This window comes from Streptomyces sp. NPDC050164 (assembly GCF_044459945.1).
Lineage (GTDB): Bacteria > Actinomycetota > Actinomycetes > Streptomycetales > Streptomycetaceae > Streptomyces > Streptomyces coeruleorubidus_A.
Genome location: NZ_JBITJK010000008.1, coordinates 76,112 through 99,468, shown reverse-complemented (window position 1 = coordinate 99,468; position 23,357 = coordinate 76,112). Strand labels below are relative to the sequence as shown.

Genomic DNA, 23,357 nt, shown 5'->3' with positions numbered 1-23,357 from the left:
AACCCGGTGGCAGGGGCGTTGCCAAGAGGGCCGGGGCGGCCTCCGCCCTTCACCCTCCGCCCTCACCGAGCTTTGCCCCCACCGGACTTTGCCATCCCTTTACAACCCGTCCCCCGGCCGCCTCGTCTCTCCGCACGACCCGTCACCCACCCCGCCGTTCACCGGGCGGGACCGACGAAGGAGAGCGTTCCCATGCGCCGAACCGTCCTCACCGCCCTGGCCCTCGCGGGCACCGCCGTACTCCTGGGCACGGGGCCCGCGTTCGCGAGCGAGGCGACCACCCCGAGCCCGGCCCCGACGGCCGCCGAATCCACCCCCCGGCCGGCGGAGAGCGCCGAACCGACGGCCAGTGCCGAGCCGACCCGCGCGCCGGCCGACGCCACGCCGGTCCCGAGCGGGGAACCGACCCGGGCACCGGCCGACGACCAGGTCTCCGTCGTACCGAGCGGCGCGCCCGACACCGGCGTGACGACGGCGTCCCAGGCCTCCGACTCCGGCCTCGGCGGGGCGGCGGTCGGCGCGGGCGCCGCCGCGGTGCTCGCCGTGGGCGGCGGGACGGTCCTCGTCGTACGGCGCCGCCGGGCGACCAGGGCATGACCCCGTTCTCCAGACGCGCGTTCACGACGGCGGCGCTGGCGTCGCTGCTCACGGCATGCGCAGGCCAGGGGACGGACCGGACGACGCCGGGCTCCGGAGCCACCGCACCACAGCCGCAGTCTCCCGCTCGGCCGGGGCCGGCCAAGGGGGCGCGTCCCCTGGCCCATTCGGTCCCGGTCCGGCTGCTGGTCCCGGCCATCGGTGTCGACACCCCGGTGATCCGGCTGGGGCTGGCCCCGGACGGCACGGTGCGGGTGCCGCCGGTCACGGCGGACGACCGGGCGGGCTGGTACCGGCACTCGCCAACGCCGGGCCAGACAGGCCCGTCGGTGATCCTCGGGCACGTCACGGTCGGGCCGTACGGCGACGGCGTCTTCCGTCACCTCGCCCGGCTGCACCGCGGCGACCGGATCGTGGCGCGCCTGGAGAACGGCACGGCGGCAGAGTTCGCCGTCACGGCGGTACGGACCGTCCCCCGAACCCACTTCCCGGTGGACGACGTCTACGGGAACGTGGACCGCCCGGAGTTGCGGCTGATCACGTGCGGCGGAGCGCGTACCGGCGACGGATACGCGGACAACGTGATCGTGTTCGCCGCGCTGAGCGGTGCCCAGTCCCCGACCTCTGGAGAGCGTTGAAACGGTCCCGTGAGAAGGCCGCGTCCGAGCTGTTCGCCGCCCTCTACCCGCGCCTGGCCGGCTGGTGCCGCCGGCTCGTCGACGACGACGAGACGGCCCACGAGATCGCCTCGGAGGCGTTCACCCGGCTCTGGGCCCGCTGGACGTCCGTGGCGGAACCCCGCGGCTTCCTCTACGTCACCGCGGCCAACCTCGTCCGGGACCACTGGCGCAAACTGGAGCGCGAGCGCAGGGCCATGCACCGCGTCACCTCGGAAGCCGCCGTGCGGCCCCACCCCGAGCAGGCCGACCCGTCGGTGCGCCTGCTCGTGCAGTCGCTCCCGGAACGACTCCGCGTCCCGATCCTCCTCCACTACTACGCTGACATGCCGATCCGGGAGGTGTCCGTGCTGACCGGGCGCAAGGAAGGAACGGTCAAGGCCGACCTGCACGCGGCCCGGGAACTGCTCCGCGTCCACTTGAGGAGAAGCCTTGACCACACGCCTTGACGACGATCCGGACGACCGGGAGTCCGGCCCCGACGACCCGCTCGCCGTGATCCTGCGGCCCTCCTCCCCCGACTACCTGGGCGCACCCCCCGGCCAGTACGAGGCGATCCGCCGCAGGGCGACCCGCCGACGCGTGCTGCGCGCCGCGGCCGGAGCGGGCCTGTGCTGCGTGGTGGCCGCCCTCATCGCCCTCCCCCTGCGCCTCACGGCCCCGGAGCTCTCCCGCTCCCCGACGGTCCCGATGGCCCCGCCGCCCGCGAGCACAACGCCTCCCACACCGGCACCGACTCCCCATCCGTCGACGGCTTCGCCTTCATCGACGCCTTCGCCTTCACCGGCCTCTCCGTCCGAGGCACCCGCCCCCGCCGCGACCCGCCCCCGCACGGACGGCCCGGGCGACCCGACCGGCCCGACGGCCCTGCCCCGCACCGCGTCGGCCGCACCGACCCCGGCTACGCCGGTCCCGTCGGCGACCGGGCCGGACACGGATCAGAGGTCGGCCACCAGCAGCCGGTAGCCCACGTCGGCGGTGTCGAGCGCGAGCAGCCCGGCGTGCCGGGTGTGCCAGCGGCCGCTCGCCAGGTCGTCCGCGAGCCGGGCCAGTCCGGGGGCGATGACGTCCTCGCCGGTCTGGGCGAGCAGCGAGATTCCCGCGCGCACCTGCGGGTCGAGGTAGGCGTGGGGGCGGCGCCAGTACGCGGCGGCGAATCCGTCCGTGCAGTCGTGGGGGACGGGGACCGTCTCCTGCCGTGCCCCGCCGAGCAGGGCTGCCAGTCGGCCGACGGGGACGGCGCGGGTGTCGTCGAAGGCGGCCGCCTCGGGGAGGTACTCCCGTACCAGCCAGAACCGTTCACGGAAGACGTCCTGATCCCAGGTCAGGACGACGACGCGGCGGCGGGCCACCCGGCGCAGTTCCCTGATCCCGGCCGCCAGGCCGGACCAGTGGTGGACGGTCAGCACCGCCATCACGGCGTCGACGGCGTCGTCCCGCAGCGGCAGGCGTTCCGCGACGGCCTGCACGCCGGGTGCGGCTCCCGGCGGTCGCTGGTCCAGCATGACCCGGCTGGGTTCTGCCGCGAGGACCGTCTCCGGTGGTTCGTACGAGCCGGTGCCCGCTCCGACGTTGAGGACGTCCGTGACGTCGTCGCCGAGCGCGGCGTGGATCCGCGCGGCGATCCGCGGGTCGGGCCGCCGTGTCCGGGCGTAGGTCGCGCCGAGGATGTCATAGGTCGCCATACGGGTCAGCCTGCCCGGCGTCGTGTCCCTGCCGTCGCATCCGCGCCGCCACCTCGCTCTTTTCGGTCTCCCACCAGGGCCGCACCAGTTCGGGAGCCGGGCCCCGCTCGAATTCTGATGCGGCAGGGGTGAGTTCGGCGTCGAGTCGGCGGTCCAGTTCCGCCGCCCGGTCGCGCTCGGCGCGGACCCACTGGGCGAGGATCGCCAGCAGGAAGGGCAGGGCGGCCAGTTCGGCGATGCCGAGCATGGCGCCGCCGCCGATCTGCTGGTCGTGGTGGACGTCCGGCGACCAGGGCGGCGCGTGGTGCAGGTACCAGGCGCCCGCAATCAGGGTGCCGTGCGTCATGACGACGAGACCGGGCAGGGCGTCGACGATGCCGTCCAGGAAGACCAGGGCCGCTCGGACGGGGTGGGTGCACCAGGCGGGCAGGGCCTGTTCGCGGGTGAGCACCGGCAGGACGAACAGGCAGCCCGCCGCCAGCAGATGGAGATACATCAGCTCGTGCAGCCAGCCCACGCGCAGCGCGGTGGCGAAGTACGGCGTGAAGTAGACGGTCAGTTCCGTGGCCAGCACCACGGCCGTGCTGACGAGGGGGAACGTCAGTGTCCTGACCAGCCGGCCGGTCATGACCCGCCGCACCCGGCCCGCACCGCCCTCCGGCAGCGCCTCGACCGCGAGCCGCAGCGGGTCGCCCAGGGCGAGACCCAGCGGCGCGAGCAGATCGAGGGCGACGTTCTGCACGGCGGCGGGCCAGAACAGTTCATGGTCGTAGACGGCCAGCCCGGACATCGTGGCCGCGACGATCGTGCCCAGTCCGAGGACGACGAACGCGGCGAGGCGCGCGAACGGCCAGGGCACGCCCCGGCCGCGCACCCGCGCGACACCCCAGCCGTAGAGCCCGCCCAGGGCGACGACGAGCAGCAGCGCGGGAATGTCCAGCTGCCAGGAGCCCAGCAGCCGCCCGGCGGTCAGCTCCGGCAGGTACCCGGCCGACAGTTCGCTCACGGGCGGAGAGTAGCCGCCGAAGTTAAGAGAGGGGGTGATCGCGGGTTCATGAATATGAATAAGAATCATGTAGCAGTCTATTGACGCGTTCACAGCAAGCTTCTACGTTCCCCGGAAAGCGCTTACCCCGGCCGGGTTCCGCCACCGTCACCACCCTTGGAGACGAACGATGCACCTGAGACCAGTGATCGCGTCCGTCGGCCTCCTGGCCGGCAGCCTCGTCGCGCTGTCCGGGACCACGGCGCAGGCGGCGACCACCCGGTACGAGGCCGAGACGTCGCCGGCGGTCTGCGCCGGCACCATCGACTCGAACTGGGCCGGATACTCCGGCACCGGATTCTGCAATGGGGACAACGCAACCGGCGGCTACGCACAGTTCACCGTGACCGCGCCCGCCGCCGGCACGGCGACCCTCAAGGTCCGCTTCGCCAACGGCACGACCTCCGCACGCACCGCGAACATCGTGGTCAACGGCACGACGGCCGGCACGGCGTCCTTCGAGGGCACCGGCGCCTGGAACACCTGGGCGACCAAGACGCTCACCGTGCCGCTGCGGCCCGGCAGCAACACCGTCCGGCTCTCCCCGACCACCTCCGGCGGCCTGCCCAACATCGACCACGTCGACGTCGAGACGGGCGGCAGCGACCCACAGCCCACCGGCCCGGTGCTGTACGTGTCACCGGGCGGCACGGACAGCGCGGCCGGTACGGAGTCGAACCCGACGACGCTCACCTCGGCGATCAGCCGCATCTCCGCCGGCGGCACGATCTACCTGCGCGGCGGCACCTACCGCTACTCCCAGACCGTCACCATCCCGGCGGGCCGCGACGGCACGTCCGGCGACCGCACGGAACTGTTCGCCTACCCGGGCGAGACCCCCGTGCTGAACTTCTCCGCCCAGAGCGAGGACCCGGCAGGCCGCGGCCTCGCCGTCAACGCGTCGTACTGGCACGTCAAGGGCGTCGTCGTCGAACGGGCCGGTGACAACGGCATCTTCGTCGGCGGCAGCAACAACGTCATCGAGCGCACGGTGACCCGCTTCAACCGCGACTCGGGGCTCCAGCTCTCGCGGGCGCTCTCCACCACGCCGAAGGACCAGTGGCCGTCCCACAACCTCATCCTGAGCGCGGAATCGCACGACAACGTCGACTCCGACGGCGAGGACGCCGACGGCTTCGCCCCGAAGCTCACCGTCGGCCCCGGGAACGTCTTCCGCTACACCGTGGCCCACCACAACATCGACGACGGCTACGACCTCTACACCAAGACGGACACCGGCCCCATCGGCGCGGTGACCATCGAGGACTCGCTCGCCTACGACAACGGCACCCTCAGCGACGGCTCCCAGGCCGGCAACGGCGACCGCAACGGCTACAAGCTCGGCGGCGAGGACATCGGGGTCAACCACATCGTCCGGCGCAGCATCGCCTACCACAACGGCAAGCACGGGTTCACCTACAACCGCAACACCGGCGCGATGCGGATCTCGGACAACGTGAGCGTCGGCAACGAGCAGCGCAACTTCAACTTCGACTCGGGCAGCACGTCGGTGTTCCGGAACAACACCTCCTGCGACAGCGGGTCGAACGACCGGATCATCGGCGACTCCGACGGCTCGAACCAGTTCTGGTCCGGCTCGAACGGCTCCCGCTGCTCCTCCTACGCAGGAGCCCTGCGCTGGTCGTTCGCCTCGGACGGGCGGCTCGTCGTGACGTTCGGGGGCAGCCGGTAGCCTGGCCGTATGGCATGCAACGGCATTCCGCACTGCTTCCTCTGACACCGCGGTGAGGACGGCGACGTGACCAGGTCACGTCGCCGTCCTCGGCGTACCCGCCGTGCGCGGGCGCCGATGACCCGCCGTTCACCGCCTGCATCCGGCTCGGCCCAGCCCTTCTGGCCCGCCGAGCTGTCGAGGAGCATTTTCATGCCGACCATCCATCCGGGAACCGGCCGACGCCGGCCCTCCGACCGGCTGCTGACCGTCCTGACCTGCCCCCTGTGTCCGTCGGGCCTGGAGCGCGCCGACGGTGCGCTGCGGTGCGCGGGCCGGCACACCTTCGACATCGCCCGCCACGGATACGTCAGTCTGCTGACCGGCCACCGGCGTGCCGCGAGCGCCGACTCCGCCGACATGGTCAGGTGCCGCAGCGCGTTCCTCGGGGCCGGGCACTACGACCCGCTCGCCCGCACCCTCGCGAGGCTCGCCGCGGAACTCGCCCCGCCCGACGCGGTCGTGCTGGACGCCGGGGCGGGCACCGGTCACTACCTCGCGGCAGTCCTGGACGCGCTCCCCGGGGCCTTGGGGCTCGGGCTGGACAGCTCGGCCCACGCCCTGCGCGCCGCGGCCCGCGCCCACGCCCGCGGTGAGGCCGCCGGGTGGGACGTCTGGCAGCCGTGGCCCGTCCGCTCCGGCTGCGCCCACCTCGTGCTCAACGTCTTCGCGCCCCGCAACGGGCCGGAGTTTCACCGTGTCCTCCGGCCGGACGGCGCCCTGCTCGTCGTCACGCCCAGCGACCGGCACCTGCGCGAACTGCGCCGGTCCGTGGGGCTGCTGGCGGTCGATCCCAGGAAGGAGGAGCGCCTGCACCGGACTTTGGCGTACCGCTTCCGGCACGAGCGCGCCGAGTCGCTGGAGTACGCCATGAGCCTCACCGCCGAGGACATCACCGGCCTGGTCACCATGAGCCCGGCCGCGCGTCACGTCGGTGAGGCGGAACTGCGGCACCGTATAGCGGAGTTGGCGGTGCCGGTGCGGGTGACGGCTTCCTTCGTCGCGTCGGTGTACCGGCCGCGGGGGCGTTAGGGAGCGATCCCGGGGCGCCCTGTCGGTGGGGTCTCGTCCATGCGCCGCTGCTGCGCGGTGGTGAGCGTGCGGATCATGAGGGCGGCGGTCCCGGCCGCCGCCACGATCACCATGTCGGCGGCGAGCAGGGGCAGGACGGCGGTGTAGGCGCGGGCGATGACCTCGTCCGTGGAGTCGGTGTAGATCAGGCCCACACCGCCGGCCAGGCCGGCCAGCCACAGGGCCCACCACCAGTTCACGACGGCCGGCAGCCGCCGGTCGGGGAAGACGGACCGGTGGGCGTCCGCGACGATGCCCCGGGGTATCCACAGGTTCACGACAGGGATGATCCAGCCCAGGAAGAGCCAGAGGTATCCGTACCGGGGTTCCGCGCCCGAGAGGGCACGGGCGTTGTCGCGGACGCGGTCCAGCCAGAGCAGGAACGCGAGCGCGCAGAGCAGCGTGACGGCGCCGCCCATGGAGCTGACCTGGTGGTAGGAGTCCTCCAGGGCGGTCAGCGGGCGGTGTTGGCCGCCTCCCTGGTCCGGCGGGCCGGAGGCCGGCTGCCCGGTCACGGCGAGCCGGACGTGCCAGACCGCCCGGGCCGTCCAGGCCAGCGCGGCGAGGGCTAGCAGGGCGATGGCGCGGCGGGCCGCGCCACGCACCGGGCGCAGGGCGGGGCCCGGCGCCGAGGCGGGGGCCTTGTCGGTGAAGGGAGTGTCCTGATCGCTCACCCGGTCATCCTGTCGTACCGCTCACCCGGTCCTGTCCCCCAGTCCCACCGCCCGGCCCCGCTCGTCCCACCGCACCTCGAGGACGTGGTCGACGGCGTCCCGGTCGAGGGGGCCGTACACGTGCGGGAACAGGGTGTCCTCGGCGACCCCGGGCGGCGGGGCGGGGGCCGCCGCCTCCCACTCCACCCGCGCGGTGAGGCGGGCCTCGTCGAGGGCGAGCACCAGCAGGGGCCGGGGCGCGTCCCGGTAGAAGGCGTTGACGACGGCGAGCGTGGTCGGCTCGTCCGGTGAGCAGTGCACGAAGCCCTCCTCGGCGAGGGAGGCGGGGGCGTACGGACCGTCGGGGGCGGCGTTCCAGTCGGTGAGCGGTATGGAGTGGTAGATCATGGCCCCGTTATAGGCCACCGGGGGCCCGGGGGCCTCTAGGGCCAATGCAGTTGCCTTAGCGCCAGTGGCCGTTGCTCAACGCTGGTAGCCCCGTGCTCTACGCCGACGGCGTGTCCTCCGAGGTATCAGCCAAGGTGCTGTTGGAAGAAGGCGGCCGCCTCCCTGCCGACCCGAACGCGGACAGTCGGGTCGGCAGGTTCCGGGGCGAAGAAGTCGTCGTGGCGGACATTGGGGCCGGCCGAGCCACCACTCGCTGTGGGAATGTGCTCCAGGTACGGCTTGGTGTCGACGTCGTACGGGTTGACCGTGTCTGCTCCACCCCAGCGGATGCCCACAGGCACCCGCACGGTTGCCAGGCTTTCCGGGGTCACGAGACTGCCCACTCCGGGGGCTACCTGGAAGACCGCCCGCACTCGGGGATCCGAGAGGTCTGCTGCGGCGGCATCCAGCGCACGTCGTGACGACTCGTCCAGTGGATACTTCTTCCGCAGCGCGTCCAGCGCGCCGGGGAACTCGGGGATCTCCGGCAGAGGGATCGTTCCCGTCAGCACAGCCCACAGGATCTGCGGATCGACACGGGCCCCGGCAAGGGCCGCCGCCGTGTAACCGCCGAGGGAGAAACCCGCTACACCGACCGGACCAAGCAGCTGTTCCGGGGCGAGTGCTTCGAGCGCGAAGGAGACGTCCCGGGGCCGTTCCCATATGTGGAGAAAGCCCTCCGGCTCGTAGCCGTCGACGTAGTTGTTGCCGTGGTGATCAAGGGCAACAACCCGGAAACCCGCCTCGCGCAGCGGTCGTACCAGCCACTCCATGTTGCTGCCCGAACCTCCGGTGCCGTGAGAGACGACGACAAGCGGAGCGGGTGCAGCCTGTGGGCGGCGGCTCGGCTCCCACAGGTAAAGACGGACAGGGCGCGGACGAGTCGGATCCCGCAGGTCACGTCGGGACTCGTCGTGCAGGACACGTATCAGCGGCTGTCCCTGTCCAGAGATCATCATGGCGACATCGTAGGGAGGTCGCCTGTCCTGAGTGCTGGTCTTCCAGCCCGGCGGGTGCTCTTCGGTTTCGCGGTCGGGTTGTGGGCCCAGCGGCCTGGCTGCACAGTGCCGCGTTTGGCGCGGGTCCTCAGCACCGGCCATCGGTTCGGCTTCTTAATCGCGCGCGGGCAGTCCCGATTGCGCCGGGCCGGGAGAAGACGTGCGCGTGCCTCCCGCCCGGCCTCGGTGAAGGAACGGGTGAGCCTGGCGGTGGTCGCTCCGAGCTGGGCCGGGATGCTGCGGCGGATGATGCGGACGCACTTCAGGTAGGAGATACGGTCCGCGTCCACAGGTGGGCGGGCGAGCGCGGTTGTGTGGGCGAACTGGCGGATCGCGTGGTGGACGGCGAGATAGGCCCACAGTTCCTGCCGGACGCCTTCTGGCGTGCGGGACCTGATCGGTCCGCCAGGGCCGAGGTGGTTCTTGATCTCGTCGAAGGCGAGCTCGATCTCCCAGCGTTCGCGGTAGAGCGCGACCAGCTCGGCGGCCGGGTAGTGCTCGGGATCGAGCAGTGTCGTGCCCAGGTAGGCGACCTTGTCGTCCTTCGCGAAGGTGATGACCCGGTAGATCACGTGCTTGGGCAGGGTTCGGCCCTCTCGCGCGGCGCGGAGCCGGACCTCCTTGCCCGGTCGCGCCATCGACAGGTACGAGCCGTCCGGAAGTTGTTCCTGGGCGGTGCCGAGGTGGTTGGACTGGAGCCTGACCAGAAAATCCGCACCCGCCACGGTGAACACGTGAGCGAACTCGACCGACCAGAAGCCGCGGTCGGCGATGACCAGGTCGCCGGGGCCGGTGGAGCCGGCCAGTGGGTAGGCGAGACTGCGTTCACCGTCGCGGTAGCCGCCCAGGCGGGCATCGAGAATTGCGTGCGTTCCGATCTCGGCCAGAACTACCGCCCTGACCTGGGGGAATCCGAAAGGGACGCCGCCGGTGGTGGAGGGGCCGTCGAAGGTGTCGCCGTTGCTCGTCGAATCCGGAAGATCGAACTGGGTGCCGTCCAGGGCAAGGAGCCGCAGCCCCCGCCACCACGCACCGGGCGTGTCCGGCGTGGCGAGCGGCCGGACCACCTGTCGGAACACGGTCTCCAGCACGTCTTCCCAGAGCCGGGCCCTCGCCCGGCACAACGACGACCGGTTCACCCGCGCGATGGCCCGGCTCCCCGGGATGCCGCTGGTCAGCAGCCGCAGCACCTCCTCGTACGACTCCCGAGCGAAGAGACACAGGGCCAGGACGAAGTACACGACCAGCCGTGCCGGCAAAAGGCGACGGCGCTGCTCGGCTCGGCCGTGCTTGGCTATCGCCGCGTCCACCAGCTCGGCGGTGAACACCTTCGTCAAGATCCCGATCCGCACACGCTGGCCTGCGCCCCACCCCGTCACACGCGGGGCAACGACCTCCGCAGCTCAAAAGCAACTGCATTGGCCTCTAGGGCCCCAGGGCGGTGACGGTCCGTGCGGTGGCTTCGGCGATGAGGGCGTCCGAGGGTTCGGCGTCGTAGCCGGGCCGGTCGGTCATGACGGCCAGGACGAGCGGTTCGGTGCGGGGCGGGCGGACGATCGCGATGTCGTTGGCCCTGCCGTAGTTGCCCGTGCCGGTCTTGTCGGCCACCTGCCAGCCTTTGGGGAGACCGGCCCGGATGCGGCGGGCGCCGACCGTGGTGGCGTTGCGCGAGAGCCAGTCCGTCAGCAGGGCGCGTTCACCGGCGGGCAGGGCGGTGCCCAGGAGCAGCTTGCGGAAGTCGGTGGCGATCGCGCGGGGGGTGGTCGTGTCGCTGGGGTCCTCAGGTGGTACGTCGTGCAGTTCGGGTTCGTAGTGGTCCATGCGGCTGACGGTGTCGCCGAGTCCGCGCAGATAGGAGGTGAGCTTCGCCGGGCCGCCGAGGTCGCGCATGAGCAGGTTGCCGGCCGTGCCGTCGCTGTGGCGGACGGCGGCGTCGCAGAGTTGGCGCAGGGTCATGCCGGTCGCGACGTGCCGTCCGGTGATCGGCGTGGTCGACTCGAGGTCGGCCCGCGTGTAGGTGACGCGCCGGTCCAGGCCGTCGAGAAAGCGGTGGTGCAGGACCGCCGCCGCGGCCAGGGCCTTGAAGACCGAGCAGAACGCGAAGCGCTCGTCGGCGCGGTGGATCGCCGTGGCGCCGGTGCCGGTCGCGAGGGCGTAGACGCCGACGCGTGCGCCGTACTCGCGCTCCAGGTCCGCCAGGCGGGGGCGGTGGACGGGTGGGGCGGGGGTGCGACGGCTCGGCTCCGGGCTCGGCCGGGTGGTCGTGGTGGTCCGGCCGGCGCGGTCGGTGTCCCGGCCGGCCGTGCCGCAGCCGGTGAGGGGCATTGAGGCCGCGGCGGCCAGGAAGGCACGGCGGGAGGAGGCGGGCGCGTCGACGGGCATGCGTGGTGTTCCTTTCACTCGGAATCGCCGGGGACGGCGGCCAGCAGACCGCGGACGACGGGTCCGGCGGAGCCGCCGCCGGTGACGCCCTCCTCGACGACGCAGGCGACGGCGACGTTGCCGCGGTGCGCGACGAGCCAGCCGTTGTTGTCCTGGTCGTCGGAGACCTCGGCGGTGCCGGTCTTGGCGCCGATCTCGCCGGGCAGGTCGGAGAGGACCTTCGCGGTGCCGTCGGTGACGGTGGCGCGCAGCATCTCGCGCAACTGGGCGACGACGTCCTGGGGCAGCGGGGTCGTGCTGGTCGTGTCCTCGTTCCCCTCGGTGAGCGAGGGCTGGTGGAAGGTGCCGGAGACGGCCGTCGCGGTGACGGACGCCATGATCAGCGGGTTGGCCTGCACCCGGCCCTGCCCGATCATCGAGGCGGCCTTCTCCGTCTCGTCCTTCGGCACCGGCACCGAGCCGTCGTACGAGGGAGCCCCGACGTGCCATTCCTGACCGACGCCGAAGTACTTGCGGGCCACGTCGCCCAGCTCCCCGTCGTCGAGCCGGTCGCGCAGGCTGATGAACGCGGTGTTGCACGACTCGGTGAAGTCCTTGCGGAAGGTGGCGCCCGGGTGCTCGGACAGCTCCACGTTCTGGAACCGCTTGCCCACCGTGAGGTACTTGGGGCAGTCCACCACGTCGCCGGGTGCGACGGCGTCTTTGAGCAGCAGGGCGCTGCTGGTGACGATCTTCCAGGTGGAGCCGGGCGCGTAGGTGCCGGACAGCGCGCGGTTGAAGCCGGACGACGGGGAGTTCGCCACGGCCAGGATCTCGCCGTCGTCGATCCGCAGGGCGACGAGGGCGGCGTTCTTGCCGTCGGCGTGGGCGGCGAGGGCCTTCTCGGCGGCGGCCTGCCAGCCGGCGTCGAGGGTCGTGCGGACCGGGCCCTCGTCCCTGACCGTCCGCGCGCCGAACCTGGCCTCCGTACGCTCGACCTGCCCGGTGGCCCGGTCGACCAGGTGGATCGCCCCGCGCGGGCCTGTGCCCTCGCCGCCCCCGCCGAGCCGGGCCATGACCGGCGCCAGGGAGGGGAACTCCGCACCCGACAGGGCCGTTCCCTCCCGGTCGGTGACCTCCGGTGGCTTCGTCTCCTCGCGTTCGAGGCGGAACTTGTCGGTGTCGCTCAGGCGCGGGTGGACGAGGGACAGCTTCCAGTCCACCTTCCAGCTGCCGTCGCTCTGCTCGCGCAGTGGCAGCTTCGACTCGTAGGTCCAGGTGCCCAGGCCCTCGACGGGCATCCGGGCGGTGAACGGGACGGTGACCGTGCCGTCCTCGCCCTCGGCCGCCGGCTTGGCCCTGAGCTTCGGTCCGCTGATGTCGAGGCCGGTGGTGAAGCTGTCCAGCACCCGCTGTGCCGTGCCGGGACTGGTCGTACGGCCGGCCGCGCTCGGCAGCCGGCCGGCGGCCCAGTCGGCGAGGAACGCGCGGGCCTGTTTGCCGGCCGCGGGGTCGGGCCCGGTGTCCCGTTCGAAGGGACCGAGACCGGCCGCGAACGCCCCGCCCGCGGCAACGGCCAGCACCACCGCGCCCGCGGTGACGGCCCGCACGGCCGTCCGGCGGGGCCCCCGGCCCCCGGTGGTGACGCTGGTGTAGTCGTGGTGATCCATGCGCCGAGAACAGCAGCGGCCCGGGCACCTTGTCCAAGACCTGTATCGATCTCGGATCAATACCAACCGGATATGCTTCCTGCTCGTGGACCTGGTGCGGCACTTGGAGTGCTTCGTGGCTGTTGCAGAAGAGTCACACTTCGGCCGTGCCGCAGCTCGTCTGGGCATGGCCCAGCCGCCGCTCTCGCAGCGCATCCAGCGCCTGGAACGGCACCTGGGTGTCCGGCTCTTCGAACGCACCAGCCGGCAGGTGGCCCTCACCGAGCCCGGGGCGCTGCTGCTGGCGGAGGCCCGGGAGGTGCTCGCCCGCTCCGAGGCGTTCATGGCCACCGCGCGCCGCATCCGGGACGGCGAGACCGGCCTGCTGCGTGCCGCGCTGCCGCCGGACCTCTCCGGGGAGACCGTCGCCGCACTGCTGGCGGGCTTCACCGGCGCGGGCACGAGCGGCCTGGAGCTGGAGCTGCACGAGCTGTCCACCGCCCAGCAACTGGAGCGGTTCGCCGCGCACGAGCTGGACGTCGGGCTCATCCACCACCCCTGTGACGTCTCCGGGCTCGAACTGGGCCCGGTGCTGCGGCGCGAACTGGGCGTGCTGCTGCCCCGCGGCGCCGCGGCGGCCGGGCTCGACGAGGTACCGCTCGCCTCCCTCACCGGCCACGACCTGATCCTCTTCCCCCGCGCCGGCGCCCCCGCCGTCTACGACGACCTGCTGACCACCTGCGCCCGCAACGGCTACACCCCGCCCGCCGTACGCCACGCCCTGGGCGCCAGCTTCGTCCGCGGACTGGTGCTGTCCACGGAGGCGGTGGCCTTCAGCCCGCGGGACACGCACGGGCACGCGCAAGAGGGCGCAGAGGGCGTGGACACGGAACGGACCGAAAGGGGCGTCGTATGGCGCCCCCTCACCGGCGCCCCGCTGGCCCTGCGGCACTCCGTCGCCTGGCCGACAGGGCGCGGGGACGCCGCCGTGTCCGCGTTCGCCGAGGCCGCCACACACGCGCTGCGCACCACCGCCGACGCGACCCCCGACCTGCCCTCCCGCCCGCTGCACCTGCGCCCGGCATCGGAGTACTGGCTTTGACCGACGCCCTCGCCCGCATCCACGCGGCCTTCGCCGACGCCGGGGTCACCGGCCGGCTGCACGCCGTCGACATCGACAGCGGCGCGCAGCTCGACGCCGGGGCGGACCAACCGGTCTGCACCGCCAGCGTCCACAAGCTCTGTCTGCTCGTCACGCTCCACGAGCAGGCCGCGGCGGGGATCCTGGACCTCACCGAGCAGGTCGAGTGCCCGACCGAGGGCCGCACCACCGGCCCGACGGGACTCGCCGCCATGCTCGACGGCGCCCGGCTGTCGCTGCGCGACCTCGCCTATCTGATGATGTCCATCAGCGACAACGCCGCCGCCGACCTGCTGCTGGCCCGCGTCGGTCTGAACGCCGTCAACCGCACCACGGCCCGCCTCGGCCTCACCCGCACGTACGCCGTCCACACCTTCGGCGAACTCCTCGCCACCATCAAGGAGGACGCCGGCCCCGGCGGCGCGCGGTCGCTGGCCGACCCGCACGTCGTCGCCCGGCTGCGGGCGCTGGACCCGGCCCGCACCAACCACAGCACCCCGCGCGACATGACGCGTCTGCTCGCCGCCGTCTGGCGCGACGAGGCGTGCACGCCCGAGCACGGCGCGGCCATCCGCCGGGTCCTCGGACTGCAGGTGTGGCCGCACCGGCTGGCGTCCGGGTTCCCCTTCGACGACGTCCATGTGGCGGGCAAGACGGGCAGTCTGCCGACCGTGCGCAACGAAGTCGGGGTCGTCGAGTACCCCGACGGGGGGCGCTACGCCGTAGCCGTCTTCACGCGCACGGCCCGCACCTCCGCCCTTCAGCCCGCCGCCGACTCGGTCATCGGCACGGCGGCCCGCCTGGCCGTGGACGCCCTGCGCGCTCCCCGGGCGGCCCCGAGAGGGGCCGGTCCGGGTCGCTGATCAGAGCTGGGACTCAGAGCTGGAACTCGGCCGGAGACAGCCCCAGCGCCGCGCAGGCCTCGCGCAGGACGGCCGCCTCGGCCTGGGAGAAGTGGCCGTCGGCACCGGCGATGACCATGCCGGTCTGGATCACGGCCCGGGCCTCGGTGGGCTTCTTGGCGGCCTTGGCGATCTCCTGCATGGCCTCGGTCTTGCCGTGCTGGAAGTTCATCGTCAGCTGGTCCACATGCTTGTTGAAACGCTGCCGCAGCTGCTCCGGCGGGAAGTTCTGGAGCACGTCGTTGCTGAGGATCATCGACTCGACCTGCTGCCGCTCGGCAGGATCCACCTGCCCGTCGGCCGCCGCGACCAGCGCGCACACCGCCATGCTCGCGTCCCGGTACGCACCGCTCTTCAACTCGGTCTTCAGCGAGCCGAGCTGCGTCTTCAGCACACCGATCAGCTGGGCCTTGCTGCCGCCGCCGGACCGCGTCCCCCCGCTGTGCCCACCGGTGGCGCCACGCCCGCCCTGAGTCTGCTGGAGAGCCTTGGCCTGGTCCTTGAGCTTGTCCCAGACTGCCATTGAGTCACCTCGGTATTCGTCGGAAGTCATCTCGCGAACCCGCTCCCGCGCGCTCACCGGATCAACGCCCGACCCCCGGGCAAAGGTTCCGCAAAACGCGCCCCTCTCTCGCCACCTGCTTCTCCGGCGGCCGAAACGGCGACTGCCCGCACCCGGTGACCGGGTGCGGGCAGTCGCGGTGACGTGGTGTCAGGCGCTGTGCCGCCGCGTCACGCGTCGTCGCGCGAGCGGAGCCTCAGGCGCGGGGCGAGACGGAACGCCGCGAAGCCCGCCGTGGCCAGGGCCGCGGCTGCCGCGAGGAGGAGGCCGATGCCGCCGGCGCCGGTCGAGGCGAGGCTGCCGCTGTCGAGGTTCGTCGACGTGCCGCCCGTGGTCGACGTGCCGGTGCCGCCGGTCGTGCCCGAGGTGCTCGCGCTGGGCGACGGGCTCGGGTCGGCCGAGGCGCTCGGGCCGGCCGTGGGGCTCGGGGACGCCGAGGGCCCGTCACCGGCGACGACCTCGACCGCGAACTGGGTCATGGCGTCGCCGACCGACGCGGCGACCGTGTACGTGCCCGTGCCCTCACCGGCGGTCAGGGTCGGGGCCGTGGCCCTGCCCCAGTCGTCGGTCCTGACGCGGACGACCTGCTCGCCGTCCTCGAAGCGGGGGGCGTCGTCGCTGTCGTCCTCGACCCGGAACTCGACCTCCGTGCCGGCCGGTGCCGCGGCGCCCGACCTGACCACGCGGGCCTGGAGAGCCTCCTCGAAGTCCTTGCCCTGTTCGGCCTGCTGGTCGTCACCGCCCGCGACGGTCACGGTGTAGGACGACTTCTTCACCTTCACGGTGAAGACCGTCGAGGCGCCGTCGGCCTCGGCGCGGACCGTGAACTCGCCCTCCTTGCCGATGCCCGCCTGGAGCGGCGCGGACTGGGCGCGGCCCCGCGCGTCGGTCGGCACGGCCAGCTCGGTGGTGTCGGCACCGTCCTTGATGAAGAAGAAGGCGCCCAGCTTGTCCGGGTCCTCGATCGTGAAGGTGACGGAGGCGTTCTCGACCGGGTCGCCGGCCTTGTCCCGGGCCGCCACGGCCACCGGGTCCGCGCCGCCGCCCGGCTGGACGGTCTGGCCGGCCCCGGAGACCTGGGTCAGCTCCGCGATCGCGGGGGTCTTCCACTGGAACACGATGCGCCCGTGGCCGGCGCGGTCGGTGTTGACGCCGCCCTCGGCGATGCCGCCGCGCACCGGCTCGCCGGAGGCCTGCCAGAAGGGGTCGGTCTTGGCCGGGGCCTCGGTGCGCTTGCCGCTGAGCAGCCGGGCGCCGGTCACCCGGTCCGGGTCGACGTAGCCGCTGCCGCCCGCGCCGCTGCCGACCACGCCCTGGGCGTCGTCCGTGCCGCCGCCACCGCCGCCGCCCGCGTAGCCGGCGCCGCCGCCACCGCCTGCGCCGCCCGAACCGGAGCCGCCCGCACCGCCCTTGCCGTCCGCGGAGGCGTCGGCGCCGGAGGAGCCGTTGCCACCGCCCGCGCCGCCGGTTGCACCGGCCGCGCCCTTGCCGCCGCGCTCCGACTCGGTGTCGTCCTGGCCGCGCTCGCCGCCGCCGGGGCCGCCGTGGCCGGACTCCGGGCTGCCGTACCCACCACCGCCGCCACCGGCGGCGATGAGCAGCGGCTTGCCGTCGCTGGTGCGGACGCCGCTGCTGTTGCCGCCGACCGCGGCGCCCTTGCCGCCGCCCGCGCCGCCGAGCGCGTCACCGAAGCGCTGGACGCCGACCGCGAGCGACAGCCGCTCCCCGGGCGTGACGCGGAGCGTGCCCGCGGTGTAGCCGCCCGCGCCGCCGTTGGCCGAGGGGGTGCCCTCGCCGCCCTGGCCCCAGGCCCGCACGTCCAGCGCCGTGACGCCGGCCGGGACCTGGAACTCCTCGCGGGCGCTCGTCGGATCGAACAGCCGGCAGCCGGAGAAGCCTGCCGTCGGCGTGCAGGTCTTCCCGGCGAGGACCGCGCTGCCGGCGGCCGTGGCGGCCGGCACGCCCGTCAGGGCGGTGCCGGCGGTCAACGCCACGAAGGTCAGCGCCGCCGCGCCGCGCCGGAGTCTGGCGCGGCGCAGCACGACGGAATCGTGATGCATCAAGGAAACTCCCCAACTTGTCACAAGCTCCCCCCCAGGGAGCCATGAAACGCTCGATCAGAATCGAACAAGACTAGTTGGACAGCTGATCAAACCTGAGACCCTTGGTCAACTGGGAATGGTCGATTCCGGGCAACCGCTTGTTCAGCCCGTCACGGGCGTCCGGGCTCGCGAGACCGGCCCCGGGAGCGGACCCGGAGTCGGCCGGGCAGAGGGCGCGGACGACGTACGTATAGAGGGCGTCGTCGATCGCGTGCGGCTGCGGGAAGCCGTCGTCGTCGAGGCTCTGGTACTTCATCAGGTTCTGCGCGAAAGCCACCTGGCGCTTGCCGTCCCGGCTGGACAGCGCGGTCATGCCGGCGCCGAACACCGCGCCGTCGTGGCCCCAGAAGCGGCCGCAGCCGGGCAGTTCCAGCGAGTAGATGCCGAGGCCGTAGTCGAGGCCGCTCACCGGGACCGTGCGCGTCATCTCGTCCAGGGAGGCCTTGCCCACCAGCTTCCCGCCGAGCAGGGCGCGGTAGAAGCGGTTCAGGTCGTCGGTGGTGGAGACGACCGCGCCCGCCGTGTACGCCCAGGACATGTCGTAGACGCTGTAGTCGCGCGGCGGGTCGATCAGGCCGTAGAACGACTCGTACATCCGCGGGTGCGGGCCCTTGATGTACGGGGTGCGCGGGAAGGACGTGTGGCGCAGCCCGGCCCGGTCGATGACGTTGCGGGTGATGTGCTTCTCGGCGTTCTGGCCGGTGACCTTCTCCAGGAGCAGCCCGGCGATGACGTAGTTGGTGTTGGAGTACGAGCCGGGCAGCTCGCCCGGGCGTCCCGTGGCGGGGGCCGCGAGGCCCAGCCGGACGAGTTCCCCGGGGCGGATGGAGCGGAAGCGCTCCTCGTCGAGGCTGGCGGTCGAGCCCTCGGCGAGGGAGGGGAAGGCACCCACGACGTAGTCGCCGATATGGCTGGTGTGATTCAGGAGCATACGGACGGTGATCTGCCGGCCGCGCTCCCCGGGTATGAGGTCGGGGAGGTAGTCGCCGATGGGCGCGTCGAGCCGGATGCGGCCGCGCTCCACCTGCTGGAGCAGGGCGACGGAGGTGAAGGTCTTGCTGATGCTGCCCACCCGGTGCCGCATGCCCGGGGCGACCGGACGTCCGGTCGCCACGTCGGCGAGGCCGGACGCTCCGGTCCACCGCTCGCCGCCGTCCCTGACGGACGAGAACACGCCGTACATGCCCGCCTCGTGGATGGCGTCCAGCGAGTCGCGCAAGGCGGCTCTGTCGAGCGACGTGCGGTCCACGGGCCCCGCGGGCGGCGCGGCCGGGCCGGCGTGAGCGGGTGCGGTCAGTACGGCGGTGGTCGCCAGCAACGTGGTGCCCAGGACGGTTCCGAGAAGCCGGGCGATACGCAACGGCCTTCCCCTTCCTCGGTGTTTGAAAAGGTCGGGGTCATCTTCACGGGAAGCGGATGCGCCTTACATCCACCCAGGGAATGATCGGTAATCGGCCGACCAGCGGCAGAAATGTCCACAACCACCGTTGATCTCAACCGAGTTCACATGCCGGTCGGCCGTCAGTGCGTTCGTGTCGCACGAGGCGAGGAGCTGGGCCCCCACCAGCGCCGTCACGGCCAGGGCGGCGACCCGGATGAGGTGCTTGTTCGCCTGCGCCCGCGGGCTCCAGCTTCCCGTGTCATGCCGCATGTCCGATGTCTCCTTCGGTGCGTGCGGGTGTGCGCCCCGCCGTGGGTGCCGACCGGTCGCGGCGGAACCACACGGCCAGTACCAGCGGATAGGCGAGGTAGCCGAAGCGCGTGGCCGGCATCAGGCACATGGCCAGGGCCAGTCCGAGCGCCACGCGGTCCGCCGCGGCGACGACCGTGCGCGGCGGGCGGGCCAGGAGCCAGGCCGCCATCCCGACGGCGGTCGCCGCCAGCGCCGCCACGGCGATGGCGCGGCCCCCGGGCACATGGGTGGCGAGCAGGTGACCGGGCAGCGGGCTGGTCGCAGGCGATCCGGCGCCGGCCGCGCCGAGCGGGAACAGCACCACGTGCTCGACGAACGCGTGCGGATCGACGAGGGCGAACGGCACGACACCGGCCGCCGCCACCGCCAGGGCCGTCACCGCGGCCCTGGCGGCGGCCCGGCGCCCCTTCGTCACCGCGATCAGCACCAGAGCGACCGGCAGCAGCGGCCAGGCGGTCCACTTCAGCGCCGCCGCGGCCCCCGTCGCCGCCCCCGCGCCCACGGCCCCACCACGCCGCCCCGCCAGGGCCAGCCCCAGACACATCAGCCCGATCACCGGCAGATCGACCCCGCCCACCGCCAGGGCCAGGGCGACGGCCGGACAACTGGCCAGCAGCAGCGCGGGGTTGACCGGGGTGGCCGGGCTGGTGCGTGCGTCCGCCGCCAAGAGCGCCGACCCGGCCGGCACCTCCCGCACGCTGCGGGCGACGGCACCCCCGCGACCACGCCGGGCGGCCGGCAGCGGCCCCGGCTTCGCCAAGCCCGCCGCAGCCCTGCGCACCCGGCCGCCCCCGGGGCGGGCCGCCACAGCCAGTGCGCCCAGGAACACCGCCGCGAACCACAACCGGGCGTCCGTGAGCGGGGAGTCGCCCAGGAGGGCGTGGGGGAGGCCGAGCAGGGCCATGCCGGGCAGGTACGGGTTGAAGTCGTCGACGAGCGACGGGTGCGGGGCGTAGGGGCTGCCGGTGGCGAGCAGCAGGTCGCCGGAGTGCTCGACGACGCCGACCTCCGGCTGGGCCGTGCCCAGCACCATCAGCACCGCCAGCGGCAGCAGCACCGAGCCCGCGACCGCCGCGAGCGCGCTCGCCCGGCCCCAGGCGTACGGGCTGCGGGCGGCCAGGACGGCCGCCACCGCGTAGCCGGCGGCCGCGCACCCGCCCCACACCCGGTGGGCGGGCAGCGTCGTCACAGCGGCCAGCGCGAGCGCGAACACCGCCGATCCGGCCCAGTAGAGACCGTCCCAGCGCGTTCCGCGCGGAGTTCGTCGCAGGCCGTCCCGGTGACGGAGCGCGCGCGGGGCGGTTGCCGCCGGCGCGCTCGACGCGGACTGGAACTGAAGGGCCATGGCCGTACTCCTGTGACAGTGCGGAGGGACGGGCCCTCACTCACCTCTGTCACGAGGTCGAGGACCGACCCTCAATCTCCTGCCAGACCCGGCCGCGCCACCTCGGCCGAACGGCCACCGTTCGCGACCGCGCAAGCCACTGCCTCGGCCGAACGGCGGAGCCGGCCCCGGAGTTCGCCATCCCGCCCTCCTGGTCACACCGCCCGCGCGTCCGCCGCGATCCGCAGGGCCTCCACCAGCTCCCGGTACAGCGCGTCCGTGGCGAGCAGCTCCCCGTGGCCGCCCCGCGCGCGGACCCGCCCCTCCTCCATCACCACGATGGTGTCCGCGTCGATCACCGTGGACAGCCGGTGCGCGATCGTCACGACGGCCCCGGAAGCCGCGCGGGCGCGGACGCACTCCTGGACGGCGGCCTCGGTCAGCCCGTCGAGCTGGGCCGTCGCCTCGTCCAGGAGCAGCACGTCCGGGGTGCGCAACAGGGCCCGGGCCAGCGCGATGCGCTGGCGCTCGCCGCCCGAGACGGCCGCGCCGGACAGGGGCGTGTCGAGTCCCTCGTCCAGGGCGTCGACCTTCTCCGCCAGCCGCACCTCGCGCAGGACCCGGCGCAGTTCCGCGTCCGTCGCGTCGGGGCGGGCCAGCAGCAGGTTGTCGCGGATCGTCCCGGGCACGATCGGGGTGTCCTGCTCGACGTAGGCCAGGCGCGAGCGGATCTCGTCGTGGGTGAGGTCGCGGTACGGGCGGCCGTCCAGGAGCAGTTCGCCTCCGGTCGGCTCCAGGAAACGCAGCACCAGGGAGAACAGGGTCGTCTTGCCCGCGCCCGAGGGTCCGACGATCGCGGTGTGCCCGCGCCGGGGGACGACCAGGCCGACGCCGCGCACCGCCGGTTCGGCGTCGGGGCCGTAGGCCGCGGTGACGTCCCGCAGTTCCAGCACGGGCGTGCCCGGCAGGGCGGCCTCGCTCACCGGGACGTCCCGCGCGAACCGCTCCACCTCCTCCGTCTGGAGATCGGCGGTCTCCCGGATCCGTTCCGCCGCGGCGATCCCGGACTGGAGCGCGGTGACGTTCTGGCTGAGCTCGCTGATCGGGTCCATCAGCCCGAACGAGTAGAGCAGGAACGCGATCAGGCTGGACACCTCCAGTGCCCCCTCGGAGACCCGCCAGGCGCCCACGCCCAGGACCAGGATGATCGCGAGCTGGATGCCGGCCACCGCGATCGTCCAGGCCAGGGCCTCGCGGCGGACCGCGCGGATGCCGTGCTCGGCGGAGGTGCGCGCGTCGACGACGATGCGCTCGGCCGTGCGGTCCTCGGCCCGGGCGGCCTTCACCGTCCGGATCGCGCGCAGGGCGCCCTCCAGGTTGCCGCCGAGCCGCCCCAGGTGGTCCTGGGCGCGCTGCTGTGCGGTGGCGATCTGGGGCATCAGGACGGCGAACAGGACTCCGACCACCACCACGGCCGCCACGACCGTGCCCAGCAGCACCAGGTCGAGGACGGCCATGAGGACCAGCGTCCCGAGGAGCATGACCACGGCGTTGATCAGGCCTACCGGGGCACCGGTGGCGGCCTGGTGCAGCAGGACCGTGTCGGAGGTGACGCGGGTGACGAGTTCGCCGGGCGGGCGCCGGGTGACGGCGGGCACCGTGGCCCGCAGGAATCTCCGCACCATCGACTCGCGGGCCCGGAGCACCACGCGCTCCCCCAGCGCGCCGAGCAGCGTCCACTGCCAGTACATGACGGCGCTGCCCACCACCAGCAGCGACAGCAGGGCCGATATCGGCCCCCGCATCGAGCCGGAACCGCCGAGCGCGTCGAGCACTCCCTTGGTGACCATCGGCGTGGCCAGCCCCATCCCGGATCCCACGAGGGCGAGGACCAGGGCCACGGCCAGGGCGCGCTGGTGCGGGCGGGCGAACGACCAGAGGATCCGCAGCCGCGGAACGGACACCTTGCGGGACGTGCCTTCCGGAACAGTCATGATGCCGAGTGGAGCACCACTGTTCCATAACGGTCAAGCGATTTTCACCACGGAAGGCGCGCTACCGTATGCGCATGGGTGAGGACCGGACCACGGCGACGGAGAGCGGCACACGGGCCCGCACCCGGCGCGCCATCGTCGACGCCGCCGTCGTCCTGCTGGCCGCCGACCCGACCGCGTCGCTCGGCGACGTCGCGGCGGCGGCGGGCGTGGGGCGTACGACCGTGCACCGCTACTTCCCCGAGCGGTCCGATCTGCTGGCGGCCATCGGCACGGACGTCCTGGAGAAGGTCGCGGCGGCGACCGAGCGCGCCCGGCTCGACGACGGCCCGGCCGCCAAGGCCCTGGAGCGGCTCTGCCAGGAGTACTTCGAGCTCGGCGACGGCCTCACGCTGATGTTCGAGACACCGCAGCTGGCGAACTGGTCCGGCTGGGAGGAGGAGACCGCCGCCGACGAGCACTTCCTGCGCACGGTCCGGCGCGGCCACGCCGAGGGCAGCATCGACCCCGAGCTGGACGAGGAGTGGGTCCGCAACCTGGTGTGGGCGCTGCTGTACACGGCCTGGGAACACACCCGCACCGCCGGCGCCTCCAAGCACTCCGCCATGACCCTGTGCCTGCACACCCTGCGCAAGGCAATCGCGCCCTAGGGGGCCATCGCGCCACAGCGCCTTGCGCGTCGGGGAGTTCTTCGTCGCGTCCGACTCATTGACGCCACAGGTCT

General features: G+C 73.1%; 23 protein-coding genes. 9 read left to right on the top strand and 14 right to left on the bottom strand.

Going from position 1 to position 23,357, the window contains the following annotated elements:
- The first annotated feature begins 192 nt into the window (after window positions 1-192).
- The 4 genes from ACIBNA_RS14730 to ACIBNA_RS14715 are packed head-to-tail and all read left to right on the top strand — an operon-like array spanning window position 193 to window position 2,240.
- Window positions 193-597 carry a sortase-dependent protein gene (locus tag ACIBNA_RS14730; RefSeq protein ID WP_399165590.1) on the top strand — a complete coding sequence of 135 codons (405 nt, stop codon included), beginning with the start codon at window positions 193-195 and terminating at the stop codon, window positions 595-597.
- Window positions 594-1,235 carry a class F sortase gene (locus ACIBNA_RS14725; protein ID WP_399165589.1) on the top strand — a complete coding sequence of 214 codons (642 nt, stop codon included), beginning with the start codon at window positions 594-596 and terminating at the stop codon, window positions 1,233-1,235. The genes ACIBNA_RS14730 and ACIBNA_RS14725 overlap by 4 nt, the downstream gene beginning before the upstream one ends.
- Entirely contained in the window at window positions 1,232-1,723 is a 492-nt protein-coding gene (locus tag ACIBNA_RS14720; protein ID WP_351408770.1) for an RNA polymerase sigma factor, read from the top strand. Before ACIBNA_RS14725 ends, ACIBNA_RS14720 begins: the two co-directional genes overlap by 4 nt.
- Window positions 1,707-2,240 carry a hypothetical protein gene (locus ACIBNA_RS14715; RefSeq protein ID WP_399165588.1) on the top strand — a complete coding sequence of 178 codons (534 nt, stop codon included), beginning with the start codon at window positions 1,707-1,709 and terminating at the stop codon, window positions 2,238-2,240. Before ACIBNA_RS14720 ends, ACIBNA_RS14715 begins: the two co-directional genes overlap by 17 nt.
- Here the strand turns inward: ACIBNA_RS14715 and ACIBNA_RS14710 are convergent.
- Both ACIBNA_RS14710 and ACIBNA_RS14705 read right to left on the bottom strand, forming a co-directional pair.
- The gene (locus tag ACIBNA_RS14710) at window positions 2,213-2,959 is read right to left on the bottom strand and encodes a class I SAM-dependent methyltransferase (protein WP_399165587.1); all 747 of its coding nucleotides are present in this window, start codon (window positions 2,957-2,959) and stop codon (window positions 2,213-2,215) included. The two genes, ACIBNA_RS14715 and ACIBNA_RS14710, sit on opposite strands and share 28 nt — an antisense overlap.
- Entirely contained in the window at window positions 2,946-3,965 is a 1,020-nt protein-coding gene (locus ACIBNA_RS14705) for a cytochrome c oxidase assembly protein (RefSeq protein WP_399165586.1), read from the bottom strand. The genes ACIBNA_RS14710 and ACIBNA_RS14705 overlap by 14 nt, the downstream gene beginning before the upstream one ends.
- Window positions 3,966-4,134: 169 nt before the next feature.
- Here ACIBNA_RS14705 and ACIBNA_RS14700 point away from each other — a divergent pair, with 169 nt between their 5' ends.
- On the top strand, window positions 4,135-5,697 hold the full coding sequence (locus ACIBNA_RS14700) for a carbohydrate-binding protein (RefSeq protein WP_399165585.1): 1,563 nt from the start codon (window positions 4,135-4,137) through the stop codon (window positions 5,695-5,697).
- Between the two features lie 192 nt (window positions 5,698-5,889).
- A complete protein-coding gene (locus tag ACIBNA_RS14695; RefSeq protein WP_399165584.1) occupies window positions 5,890-6,768 on the top strand; it encodes a putative RNA methyltransferase in 879 nt (292 codons plus the stop codon).
- Here the strand turns inward: ACIBNA_RS14695 and ACIBNA_RS14690 are convergent.
- From ACIBNA_RS14690 to ACIBNA_RS14665, 6 genes are all read right to left on the bottom strand, one after another.
- Entirely contained in the window at window positions 6,765-7,481 is a 717-nt protein-coding gene (locus tag ACIBNA_RS14690) for a DUF4328 domain-containing protein (protein ID WP_399165583.1), read from the bottom strand. The two genes, ACIBNA_RS14695 and ACIBNA_RS14690, sit on opposite strands and share 4 nt — an antisense overlap.
- 21 nt (window positions 7,482-7,502) lie before the next feature.
- On the bottom strand, window positions 7,503-7,868 hold the full coding sequence (locus tag ACIBNA_RS14685) for a DUF952 domain-containing protein (protein WP_399165582.1): 366 nt from the start codon (window positions 7,866-7,868) through the stop codon (window positions 7,503-7,505).
- Window positions 7,869-7,993: 125 nt separating this feature from the next.
- Window positions 7,994-8,764: an alpha/beta hydrolase family protein gene (locus tag ACIBNA_RS14680; protein WP_399165704.1), complete on the bottom strand. Its 771-nt coding sequence runs from the start codon at window positions 8,762-8,764 to the stop codon at window positions 7,994-7,996.
- Between the two features lie 98 nt (window positions 8,765-8,862).
- Window positions 8,863-10,257, bottom strand: a complete 1,395-nt coding sequence (locus ACIBNA_RS14675) for an IS4 family transposase (protein ID WP_399165581.1) — start codon at window positions 10,255-10,257, stop codon at window positions 8,863-8,865.
- A gap of 73 nt (window positions 10,258-10,330) precedes the next feature.
- Complete coding sequence (gene bla / locus ACIBNA_RS14670) at window positions 10,331-11,287, bottom strand: class A beta-lactamase (protein ID WP_399165580.1); 957 nt, start codon at window positions 11,285-11,287, stop codon at window positions 10,331-10,333.
- A 14-nt stretch (window positions 11,288-11,301) separates the two neighbouring features.
- A complete protein-coding gene (locus ACIBNA_RS14665) occupies window positions 11,302-12,936 on the bottom strand; it encodes a penicillin-binding transpeptidase domain-containing protein (RefSeq protein ID WP_399165579.1) in 1,635 nt (544 codons plus the stop codon).
- An 85-nt stretch (window positions 12,937-13,021) separates the two neighbouring features.
- Here ACIBNA_RS14665 and ACIBNA_RS14660 point away from each other — a divergent pair, with 85 nt between their 5' ends.
- Together ACIBNA_RS14660 and ACIBNA_RS14655 are read left to right on the top strand one after the other, a co-directional pair.
- On the top strand, window positions 13,022-14,017 hold the full coding sequence (locus tag ACIBNA_RS14660; RefSeq protein ID WP_399165578.1) for a LysR substrate-binding domain-containing protein: 996 nt from the start codon (window positions 13,022-13,024) through the stop codon (window positions 14,015-14,017).
- A complete protein-coding gene (locus ACIBNA_RS14655) occupies window positions 14,014-14,919 on the top strand; it encodes a serine hydrolase (RefSeq protein WP_399165577.1) in 906 nt (301 codons plus the stop codon). The genes ACIBNA_RS14660 and ACIBNA_RS14655 overlap by 4 nt, the downstream gene beginning before the upstream one ends.
- 13 nt (window positions 14,920-14,932) lie before the next feature.
- On the opposite strand, the gene ACIBNA_RS14650 is transcribed toward ACIBNA_RS14655, so the two are convergent.
- The 6 genes from ACIBNA_RS14650 to ACIBNA_RS14625 all read right to left on the bottom strand — a co-directional run bounded on the left by ACIBNA_RS14650 (window position 14,933) and on the right by ACIBNA_RS14625 (window position 22,633).
- Window positions 14,933-15,481 carry a tellurite resistance TerB family protein gene (locus ACIBNA_RS14650; RefSeq protein WP_399165576.1) on the bottom strand — a complete coding sequence of 183 codons (549 nt, stop codon included), beginning with the start codon at window positions 15,479-15,481 and terminating at the stop codon, window positions 14,933-14,935.
- Between the two features lie 209 nt (window positions 15,482-15,690).
- Entirely contained in the window at window positions 15,691-17,580 is a 1,890-nt protein-coding gene (locus tag ACIBNA_RS14645) for a glycine-rich protein (protein WP_399165575.1), read from the bottom strand.
- A gap of 73 nt (window positions 17,581-17,653) precedes the next feature.
- Window positions 17,654-18,982: a serine hydrolase domain-containing protein gene (locus ACIBNA_RS14640; RefSeq protein WP_399165574.1), complete on the bottom strand. Its 1,329-nt coding sequence runs from the start codon at window positions 18,980-18,982 to the stop codon at window positions 17,654-17,656.
- Window positions 18,983-19,045: 63 nt separating this feature from the next.
- A complete protein-coding gene (locus tag ACIBNA_RS14635; RefSeq protein ID WP_399165573.1) occupies window positions 19,046-19,273 on the bottom strand; it encodes a hypothetical protein in 228 nt (75 codons plus the stop codon).
- Window positions 19,263-20,660: a glycosyltransferase 87 family protein gene (locus ACIBNA_RS14630; protein WP_399165572.1), complete on the bottom strand. Its 1,398-nt coding sequence runs from the start codon at window positions 20,658-20,660 to the stop codon at window positions 19,263-19,265. Before ACIBNA_RS14630 ends, ACIBNA_RS14635 begins: the two co-directional genes overlap by 11 nt.
- 194 nt (window positions 20,661-20,854) lie before the next feature.
- On the bottom strand, window positions 20,855-22,633 hold the full coding sequence (locus ACIBNA_RS14625; protein ID WP_399165571.1) for an ABC transporter ATP-binding protein: 1,779 nt from the start codon (window positions 22,631-22,633) through the stop codon (window positions 20,855-20,857).
- Between the two features lie 74 nt (window positions 22,634-22,707).
- Here ACIBNA_RS14625 and ACIBNA_RS14620 point away from each other — a divergent pair, with 74 nt between their 5' ends.
- Window positions 22,708-23,283, top strand: coding sequence for a TetR/AcrR family transcriptional regulator (locus ACIBNA_RS14620; RefSeq protein WP_399165570.1), 576 nt, complete (start codon window positions 22,708-22,710; stop codon window positions 23,281-23,283).
- The last annotated feature ends 74 nt before the right edge of the window (window positions 23,284-23,357 follow it).